The sequence below is a fragment of the Vibrio sp. 10N.222.55.C7 genome (genome assembly GCF_041473335.1).
In the GTDB taxonomy this organism is placed as follows: domain Bacteria; phylum Pseudomonadota; class Gammaproteobacteria; order Enterobacterales; family Vibrionaceae; genus Vibrio; species Vibrio crassostreae_C.
On the sequence record NZ_JBFRSC010000044.1, the window covers coordinates 143,480 to 153,159 of the forward strand.

Annotated in this window: 10 protein-coding genes and 4 tRNA genes; 3 read left to right on the top strand and 11 right to left on the bottom strand. The window is 43.9% G+C overall.

The genetic code is table 11. The features are described 5' to 3' along the window. The 9 genes from rplA to AB4482_RS15960 form a co-directional block, all read right to left on the bottom strand. Window positions 1-705 (bottom strand): 50S ribosomal protein L1, encoded by a 705-nt coding sequence (gene rplA / locus AB4482_RS15920; RefSeq protein WP_017060523.1) that lies wholly within the window; start codon window positions 703-705, stop codon window positions 1-3. Between the two features lie 4 nt (window positions 706-709). Beyond that, window positions 710-1,138 (bottom strand): 50S ribosomal protein L11, encoded by a 429-nt coding sequence (gene rplK, locus AB4482_RS15925; protein ID WP_010435555.1) that lies wholly within the window; start codon window positions 1,136-1,138, stop codon window positions 710-712. 213 nt (window positions 1,139-1,351) lie between these two features. Then, window positions 1,352-1,900: a transcription termination/antitermination protein NusG gene (nusG, locus tag AB4482_RS15930; protein WP_010435556.1), complete on the bottom strand. Its 549-nt coding sequence runs from the start codon at window positions 1,898-1,900 to the stop codon at window positions 1,352-1,354. A 13-nt stretch (window positions 1,901-1,913) separates the two neighbouring features. Next, window positions 1,914-2,291, bottom strand: a complete 378-nt coding sequence (gene secE / locus AB4482_RS15935; RefSeq protein WP_010435558.1) for a preprotein translocase subunit SecE — start codon at window positions 2,289-2,291, stop codon at window positions 1,914-1,916. A gap of 223 nt (window positions 2,292-2,514) precedes the next feature. Further along, on the bottom strand, window positions 2,515-3,699 hold the full coding sequence (gene tuf / locus AB4482_RS15940) for an elongation factor Tu (RefSeq protein WP_010435158.1): 1,185 nt from the start codon (window positions 3,697-3,699) through the stop codon (window positions 2,515-2,517). Between the two features lie 94 nt (window positions 3,700-3,793). Next, window positions 3,794-3,869 (bottom strand) — tRNA-Thr (locus tag AB4482_RS15945). Between the two features lie 13 nt (window positions 3,870-3,882). Continuing rightward, window positions 3,883-3,957 (bottom strand) — tRNA-Gly (locus tag AB4482_RS15950). A gap of 39 nt (window positions 3,958-3,996) precedes the next feature. Then, a tRNA-Tyr gene (locus AB4482_RS15955) sits at window positions 3,997-4,081 on the bottom strand. A gap of 44 nt (window positions 4,082-4,125) precedes the next feature. Then, window positions 4,126-4,201 (bottom strand) — tRNA-Thr (locus tag AB4482_RS15960). Between the two features lie 210 nt (window positions 4,202-4,411). On the opposite strand from AB4482_RS15960, the gene coaA reads away from it, so the two are divergent. After that, window positions 4,412-5,335, top strand: coding sequence for a type I pantothenate kinase (gene coaA, locus AB4482_RS15965; protein ID WP_017066910.1), 924 nt, complete (start codon window positions 4,412-4,414; stop codon window positions 5,333-5,335). A 7-nt stretch (window positions 5,336-5,342) separates the two neighbouring features. Here the strand turns inward: coaA and birA are convergent, their stop codons facing one another. Both birA and murB read right to left on the bottom strand, forming a co-directional pair. Then, entirely contained in the window at window positions 5,343-6,308 is a 966-nt protein-coding gene (gene birA, locus AB4482_RS15970) for a bifunctional biotin--[acetyl-CoA-carboxylase] ligase/biotin operon repressor BirA (protein ID WP_017059800.1), read from the bottom strand. Beyond that, window positions 6,305-7,351, bottom strand: coding sequence for a UDP-N-acetylmuramate dehydrogenase (murB, locus tag AB4482_RS15975; RefSeq protein ID WP_017059799.1), 1,047 nt, complete (start codon window positions 7,349-7,351; stop codon window positions 6,305-6,307). The genes birA and murB overlap by 4 nt, the downstream gene beginning before the upstream one ends. A gap of 66 nt (window positions 7,352-7,417) precedes the next feature. On the opposite strand from murB, the gene AB4482_RS15980 reads away from it, so the two are divergent. Further along, window positions 7,418-7,849 (top strand): GNAT family N-acetyltransferase, encoded by a 432-nt coding sequence (locus AB4482_RS15980; protein WP_017059798.1) that lies wholly within the window; start codon window positions 7,418-7,420, stop codon window positions 7,847-7,849. A 91-nt stretch (window positions 7,850-7,940) separates the two neighbouring features. After that, window positions 7,941-9,281, top strand: a complete 1,341-nt coding sequence (gene pssA, locus AB4482_RS15985; RefSeq protein ID WP_372128642.1) for a CDP-diacylglycerol--serine O-phosphatidyltransferase — start codon at window positions 7,941-7,943, stop codon at window positions 9,279-9,281. Window positions 9,282-9,680 lie beyond the last annotated feature (399 nt).

A 9,680-nucleotide genomic window follows, 5' to 3' on the forward strand; every position in this document is an offset into this window, starting at 1 on the left:
TTAGTTTGCTTGAGTATCAAGACTAGCTTGATCAACAGCAACACCAGCACCCATCGTAGTAGAGATGCTTACTTTCTTCAGGTAAGAACCCTTAGCTGAAGAAGGCTTAGCTTTCTTAAGAGCAACTAGAAGTGCTTCTAGGTTCTCTTGAAGCTGGCTAGCTTCGAAAGATGCTTTACCGATAGTAGTGTGGATGATGCCGTTCTTGTCGTTACGGTAACGAACCTGACCAGCTTTAGCGTTCTTAACCGCTTCAGCAACGTTAGGAGTTACAGTACCAACTTTAGGGTTTGGCATAAGGCCGCGTGGACCTAGGATTGTACCTAGTTGACCAACAACACGCATTGCATCTGGAGAAGCAACAACTACGTCGAAGTTCATTTCGCCTTTTTTCACTTGCTCAGCAAGATCTTCCATACCAACGATATCTGCGCCAGCAGCTTTAGCAGCTTCTGCGTTTGCACCTTGAGTGAAAACAGCAACGCGGATGTCACGGCCAGTACCGTGAGGTAGCACTGTTGCGCCACGAACGTTTTGGTCAGATTTACGAGCATCGATGCCTAGGTTAACAGCAACATCTACAGACTCAACGAATTTAGCAGTCGCTAGTTCTTTAAGAAGAGCAACAGCTTCGCTGATTTCGTATTCTTTAGTTGAGTCAACTTTGTCGCGGATTACGCGCATACGCTTAGTAAGTTTAGCCATGATCTTATCCCTCTACCACTAGGCCCATTGAACGAGCAGTACCAGCAATAGAACGTTTCATTGCTTCGATGTCAGCACCAGTCATATCAGCAGCTTTAGTTTCTGCGATTTCCTGAACTTGAGCGTCAGTAACAGTACCAACTTTCTCAGTGTTTGGACGACCTGAACCAGACTTAACGCCAGCAGCTTTCTTAAGAAGAACAGCAGCAGGTGGAGTCTTAGTTACGAACGTGAAAGAACGGTCGTTGTAAACAGTAATAACTACTGGAGTAGGTAGACCTTTCTCAACAGATTCTGTTTTTGCGTTGAACGCTTTACAGAATTCCATGATGTTCACGCCGTGTTGACCTAGAGCAGGACCAACCGGTGGACTTGGGTTTGCCATACCAGCTGCAACTTGCAGTTTGATATAAGCTTCAACTTTCTTAGCCATGATATTTCCTAATATTTTGGGTACATGCGCTAGCCGCAAGGCGAGCTCCCCATAAATTCAATTAACTCTTTTTCACTTCTACAGAAGCAAAAAGGCGCGAAATTATAATCATAATTCGCGCCTTTAACAACCCTAAAAAGGTGATTTTTTATACTCTTTAATTTTAAACAGCTTATGAACTATTTATCCACAGCTTGTTCAAAATTTAGAGTTTTAGTCCAGTTTTTCAACCTGACCAAATTCAAGCTCAACCGGTGTTGCACGACCAAAGATCGATACAGATACCTTAATGCGGCTTTTCTCGTAATCTACTTCTTCAACAGTACCGTTGAAGTCAGCAAATGGACCATCGTTCACACGAACCACTTCACCCGCTTCGAACATTGTCTTAGGACGTGGAGACTCGCTCGCTTTCTCTAGACGGTTCAAGATAGCATCAGCTTCTTTATCAGTGATTGGTGCAGGACGATCAGAGGTACCACCAATGAAGCCCATAACACGCGGAATGCTGCGTACTAAGTGCCATGATTCATCATTCATGATCATTTGAACTAATACGTAGCCAGGGAAGAATTTACGTTCACTTTTACGGCGTTGGCCTGCACGCATTTCCACTACTTCTTCAGTAGGTACTAGCACATCGCCAAATAGTTCTTCCATGTTGTGCATTTTAATATGCTCGCGTAGCGACTGTGCAACACGACCTTCAAAGCCAGAAAAGGCTTGAACTACATACCAACGTTTTTTTGGAGCTTCACTCATGAATCAGAACCCTCTACACCCCAGTTGCTAGAGAAACTAGACGGACCATAATGCCGTCAATTCCCCAAAGCACTAGAGACATAACAATACATACAGCTAAAACGATCAATGTAGTTTGCATAGTTTCTTGGCGAGTAGGCCAAACAACTTTACGAATCTCCATACGAGATTCTTTTGCAAAATCGATCGCAGCTTTACCTTTAGTTGTTGTTGCTGCAACGCCTAGTGCGGCAGCAATCAGCACAACTACACCTGCAGCGCGAATTACAACAGACAATTCACCATACAGGTAATTACCCACAACAGCAGCAGCCAACAGAACAAAAGCGACAATCCACTTCATTGTATCTGCTGCACCTGAGCTATCAGGAGTTTCAGCGTTTGCTTTCATAAAACCAACCTGTGATAAGTCTTAAATATAGACGACAATAACCCCGCTGTTGCAGGGCACATTCCTTTGCGTTGCAAAACAACACATCTAACAGTCATTTTAGTCAAAAAGACCGTTTAATTCTTTGCTAAGAGCAAAAATCGATGTCAAAACATCCAACTCTTTTTTTAGCGCAGAAAAAGGGCATCAAATGATGCCCTTTTTACTAGTGGTTCGTCAAATCTTATGCAAAGATTTTAGCTACAACACCAGCACCAACTGTACGGCCACCTTCGCGGATTGCGAAACGTAGACCTTCGTCCATTGCGATTGGAGCGATTAGCTCAACAGTCATTTGAACGTTGTCACCTGGCATTACCATTTCTACGCCTTCTGGTAGAGTGATATCGCCTGTTACGTCAGTTGTACGGAAGTAGAACTGTGGACGGTAACCTTTGAAGAAAGGAGTGTGACGGCCGCCTTCGTCTTTAGAAAGTACGTATACTTCAGACTCAAACTTAGTGTGTGGGTTGATAGAACCTTTCGCAGAAAGTACTTGACCACGTTCAACGTCATCACGCTTAGTACCACGTAGAAGTGCACCAACGTTCTCGCCTGCACGACCTTCGTCAAGCAGTTTACGGAACATTTCAACACCAGTACAAGTAGTAAGAGTAGTCTCTTTGATACCAACGATTTCTACTTCGTCACCTACACGTAGGATACCGCGCTCGATACGACCAGTTACAACAGTACCACGACCTTGGATTGAGAATACATCTTCAATTGGTAGTAGGAACGGTTGGTCAACTGCACGCTCTGGCTCAGGAATGTAAGAATCTAGTGCTTCTGCAAGCTCAACGATCTTGTCTTCCCACTGCTTCTCGCCGTTTAGTGCGCCAAGTGCAGAACCTTGGATAACTGGTAGGTCATCACCTGGGAAGTCGTATTCAGAAAGAAGTTCACGAACTTCCATCTCAACTAGCTCAAGTAGCTCTTCGTCATCTACCATGTCACATTTGTTCATGAATACGATGATGTAAGGGATACCAACTTGACGACCAAGTAGGATGTGCTCACGAGTTTGAGGCATAGGGCCGTCAGTCGCAGCAACAACTAGGATACCGCCGTCCATTTGTGCAGCACCAGTGATCATGTTTTTAACATAATCCGCGTGTCCTGGACAGTCTACGTGTGCGTAGTGACGTGCTGGAGTGTCGTACTCAACGTGAGAAGTTGCGATTGTGATACCGCGCTCACGCTCTTCTGGAGCGTTATCGATAGATGCGAAATCTTTAGCAACACCGCCGTACACTTTTGCAAGTGTAGTACAGATAGCAGCAGTTAGAGTTGTTTTACCGTGGTCAACGTGGCCGATAGTACCAACGTTTACGTGCGGTTTCGTACGTTCAAATTTTTCTTTAGACATGGGGTGTCCCTCTAGGTACGGATTAGGTGGCTTAAAATAAGACCACGCAACCAAAAAAATGGTTTTCTTTATTAAAGGAGAAGAAGCTTTAGACTGGTGCTAATACCCAGAGTCGAACTGGGGACCTCACCCTTACCAAGGGTGCGCTCTACCGACTGAGCTATATCAGCACACAAAATGAGTTGGAGCGTGCAGCGGGAATCGAACCCGCATCATCAGCTTGGAAGGCTGAGGTAATAGCCATTATACGATGCACGCAACACGTAACTCTGTTTGAGCTATTTAACCTTTAGAATATGGTGGAGAGGGACGGATTCGAACCATCGAAGGCAGTGCCAACAGATTTACAGTCTGCTCCCTTTGGCCACTCGGGAACCTCTCCAAATTTTGAGCTTTCTCTCGCTTGCCTTATAGGAAGGGAGAAAGTGGTGCCGACTACCGGAATCGAACTGGTGACCTACTGATTACAAGTCAGTTGCTCTACCTACTGAGCTAAGTCGGCACAAGTGGGGCGCATTTTATTGAATGATTTTCCACCTTGCAATAGTAAATTGAAAAAAAGTGCAAAATTCTCTGACCAAACTCCTACATACGGCTATTTAGCTCAAGGTTTACGTCTTTAACCCGCATCTAGTACAGGAAGATATTTTATTTATCTATCGCTTGATGTATTTTCCATGCACTTGTTTTGTTATCCACTATAGAGTTTTGTATGAGCCCATTTATGTCATTTGACCGCGAACGTTGGTCTGAGCTAAGGAATTTAGTTCCGATGACACTTTCTGAGAGCGACTTAAAAGAGCTTCAAGGCATCAATGAAAAGCTCACAATGGAAGAGGCAGTAGAGATCTATCTACCGCTATCTCGTCTATTGAACCTCTATGTGGCAGCCAGACAGAATAGAAACTCGGTACTCCACCAATTTCTAGATAAGAAAGAGAAAGCGCCACCTTTTATCATCGGTATTGCGGGTAGCGTAGCTGTTGGCAAAAGTACCACTGCGCGTCTGCTTAAAGCCCTACTCTCTCGCTGGGAAAACCACCCAAAAGTTGAACTAGTGACAACCGATGGCTTTTTATATCCAAACGAGGTGTTAGAAGAGAAAGGGTTGATGAGCAAAAAGGGCTTTCCTGAATCTTACGATATCAAGCGTTTAGTGAACTTTGTTTCGGATGTAAAAGCTTGCAAGAGAAATGTCACAGCCCCTGTTTACTCGCATCTTACGTACAATATTACTGATGACGTTAAGTGCGTCGACCTACCAGATGTGCTTATTATTGAAGGGCTTAATGTTTTACAAACCGGAATGAATTATCCACACGAGCCACATCGCGTGTTTATTTCAGACTTCCTTGATTTCTCACTCTATGTTGACGCTGATAGCCAACAAATCAAAGAATGGTACGTCAATCGCTTTATGAAATTCCGCGATGGCGCGTTTACTAAGCCTGGCTCTTACTTTAGTCATTACACTAAATTATCGAACCAAGCCGCATTGGACAAAGCAGAAGGTATCTGGAGTTCAATTAATGGCTTGAACCTTGAACAAAATATCCTTCCGACAAGAGAAAGGGCTCACCTGATTCTACGTAAAGGCGCAGATCATATGGTTGAAGAAGTGTTACTAAGAAAATAGTAACGCCTTAGTCGCCTTTTCTTAGCGATATCTCGCCACCAATATAGCTCTCGACACCATTCTCAGTTTTGAGCAATACAGCACCTTGTTCATCGATGCCTTGAACAACACCTTCAATTTCTCTAGGTCCAATGATCAATCTAACATTGCGACCTAAGAAATTATCCAAGCGGTTCCAACGCTCTAAAAAATTGGACATTCCTTTCAACTCGTAGTCGACAAGTGACTTATCCCAAGCATTGATCAGAGCCTGCGCTAACTGGTTACGGTCTGGCACCTTCCCATCACACACTTCTTTAAGGGAAGTCCATGGCTGGCCAATACCTGATGTTGTTGGATCCATGGATAGGTTTAGCCCTAAACCAATCACAATATGCGCAGCGCCGCCAGACTGTCCTGACAGCTCGACCAAGATACCTGCAAGCTTCTTGTCATTGTGGTAAAGGTCGTTCGGCCATTTAAGCTTTACACCTTCTACGCCCATCTCTTCCAAAGCTTCAACAACAGCTACACCAACCACAAGGCTTAAGCCCATTGCGGCAGCCATCCCCGCGTCGAGTCTCCAATACATTGAAAGATAGAGGTTTGCACCAAATGGTGATACCCACTCTCGTCCACGGCGTCCACGACCCGCAGCTTGATATTCAGCAATACAGACAGAACCCGATTCGAGGGTGTTAGTGCGCTCTAATAGGTGTTGGTTTGTAGAACCTATGATGGGAATGAGTTCAAGAGAAGCATCGCGACTAACTGCAGACAATTTGTCTTGGTCAAGCATATCCAAACGACTGGCTAGTTTGTAACCCTTGCCTTGTACTCGGTAGATATCTAAACCCCACTCTTGAATACCTTTAATGTGCTTACTGATAGCCGCTCGTGATACGCCAATCATTTCACCTAGGTCTTCACCTGAATGAAACTCACCGTCAGCAAGACATCTCAATAGTGCAAGCTTGGTACTGTGCTCTCTCATGCCAATGACTCCAAAGCCTTATCCAAGTTTGTCTCGCAGTCTCGTCCCATAAAGCGCACTTCATGTTCCAATCGAATATCGAATTTATTCAAAACGGACTGGCGCACTCGCTCTGCAAGCTTAAGGATATCCACAGCAGAAGCCTCATCATAATTGATAATAACCAATGCTTGGTTGGGGTGAACCTGAGCGCCACCTTCTGTCACACCCTTGAACTGGCATTGATCAATCAGCCAGCCAGCAGCAACTTTGATCATGTCATTACTCTCATAACCAACCATATTTGGATATAGAGCTAACAAGCGATCAAAATGATCTTTGGTGATCACAGGGTTTTTGAAGAAGCTACCCGCATTCCCTTGTACTCTAGGGTCTGGCAGCTTACTTGAACGGATAGCACACACTTCATCAAATATAGTGCGAGGGGAGAGCGTATCGGCTGCTAGGCTTTTTAACGGGCCATAGTGATTGCATGGCTCCCACTCTTTCGGCAACGTTAAACCAATCGCAACAACAATCGCTTTATCGTAGAGAGCGTGTTTGAAAATAGAATCTCGGTAACCAAAGAGACACTCTTCTTTGCTTAATCGCTTAACTGTATAAGTATCCAGACACAGGATATCGACATACTCGCATACGTCTTGTAGCTCAACACCATACGCACCAATATTCTGAATCGGAGCAGAGCCGGAACAGCCGGGTATCATTGCTAGGTTTTCTAGACCACCCAGCCCTTTATCCACACTCCACTCAACCAAGCTTGGCCAATCCTCGCCACCACTCACATGCAGTAGGTGATGACTGTCCGTCTCGGCCAGCTCAATCCCGGCTAATTTATTCACGATGACCAGGCCAGCGAAGTGCTCAGTAAAAAGCATATTACTGCCCTTACCCAGTATTAACTTAGGCAAAGCTGACCATTTAGGGTCTTTGTAAAGCGAAATAAGTTCTTCGGTAGTGGTGACTTCAACCAACGCATCACACGTCTGATCGATGGAAAAAGTATGAACATTTTTTAAACTAGCATTGAGATGGAATTGCATGGCGATATTCAATTAACTTACACTGCGGTCATTCTACAGCAGATAAACCAATGGCGCAGTGACTGAATGAACAATGTCATCATTACTCAATTAGACCCAGTAAAGGTTCCCCTAGTTAAACGTTTCTATAAAGAACATTACCCAACGGGAAAAGCGAATAAGAGTGAACTGATCTATTCGTTATTGCTGAATAACGAACTGTGCGGTGTCGTGCGTTTTCGTACAATAGAAAATAATCGCTTACTTACCGGTATGGCGATATCAAAACAACATCGTGGTCAGCAATTAGGCTCCCAGCTTATGGATTATTGTGCGCAACATACGCTTACGGAAGATGATTACTGCTTTGCGTACGCTCATCTCACCAATTTTTACGCGCGACACAAATTCGTACAAGTAGACCCTAAAGATCTACCAAATGGTTTAAGAGTTTTATACGAGCGCTATTCGAATAGCGGAAAAGATCTCATTCCTATGCATTATCAGCAAAATTGTTAGAGAATGCCTCGATTATCTAGTATTTGGTGCTATCCCTTTGGTAAAATTAAAGGTTCGCAATTTTGCATATTTTTAAGGTAAAACAGTCAATATGATTGCCAGTAGGAATCCATTCATACAGTTGCCAACCATAGCGCAGAATCCTGACAAGTTTGAAGTACTACTATCAGCGCAAGAGTTTCGAACTCGCCTACTTGATGAAATATCTCGCGCAACGACTCGTATTAGTTTAGTCGCTTTGTATCTTGAAGATGATGAGGCTGGCCGTGAGATCCTAACTGCCTTATATGAAGCAAAGCAAAAGAATCCAGAATTAGACGTGAGCGTTTGTGTCGATTGGCACCGGGCGCAGCGTGGATTGATTGGCGCAGAGTCTTCTGAAGGCAATGCAGCCATGTATAAAGAGTTCGCAGAGAAATATCAACATTCTGTGCCTGTCTATGGCATTCCCGTTCGCGGCAAAGAAGTCTTTGGCGTATTGCACTTAAAAGGCTTTATCGTCGATGATAGCGTGATATACAGCGGTGCAAGCCTTAACAATATCTATCTGAATTACCATGACCGCTATCGCTTTGATCGTTACCATGTTTTAAACAATGCAGCTCTTGCTGACTCAATGTTTGCCTACGTACACGAACAGATGGTTGCGGACAGCGCTGTTTATGGCCTGGCTGATAAGAACAAGCCTGCGACCAAAGAACTGAAACCAGCGATTCGTCAGTTTCGAGCATCATTGGCAAGGTCTCAGTATCAATTCGAAGGGCAAGAGGTTTCAGCAGAGCAAGTGGCTGTAACACCATTGGTTGGTATCGGTAAAAGACGTAACCGTCTGAATCAGGGAATCAACCAACTCGTCGCTCAAGCTAAAGATGAAATCTTCATCTGCACACCTTACTTCAACTTCCCACCTAGCCTAGCTAAAGAAGTGAAGAAAGCACTTAAGCGTGGCGTAAAGGTCAGCATTGTTGTTGGTGATAAGACAGCGAATGATTTCTTTATCTCACCAGAAGAAGAGTTTAAAACGATTGGTGGTTTGCCATACCTTTACGAACTGAACTTACGCCGTTTCGCTAAAGCGAATGAAGCTCATATTGCTAGCCGTAATCTATCAATTCGACTTTGGCAACACGATTCCAATAGCTTCCACCTAAAGGGCATTTGGGTAGATAAGCGCTACATGCTACTAACAGGTAATAATCTAAATCCACGCGCATGGAAGTTGGATCTAGAGAACGGTATCTTTATCCAAGATAACTACCATCACCTAACAGACAAGTTTCAGGCTGAAGTGGATAACATCCTTCAACACACTCAGCTTATCTGTACTTATAAGCAGTTAGACAAGGTAGAGAGCTACCCGATGGAAGTTCAGAAGTTGATTCGTAAGATCACTCGTGTGAAAGCCGATAGGGTGCTTAAGCAAATACTGTAGTCGATGTATTAGAGACACTATTTATCAACGCCTAGCAAACGCTAGGCGTTTTTGTATCTACGAGATAGCTATTTAGGTTTGTTTGATGGTCTTTCGAATCAACATCTCTATTTATGCATAGTGAGTGTGATAGCTTGAAGTGTTAAGCATCCTACCTTTTCCTTAGTCAGTCTCAGGGTTCCAGATACGTGTATCAGGTATGGTTTAGATAGCAGCTAAACGAGTACCAATACGAACATAATCGACAATTACCCTTTACGTATTCAAGCAATAAAGTCTCACTCCTTAGGGCGAAGTACGTACGCGATAGAGAATTTCACATAGTAAAACAATCAGATTAGTGCTCTGCTCTATTTAGCTTAACTACCAGAGTTAGAAGTAATACCAATCCGGAAAATT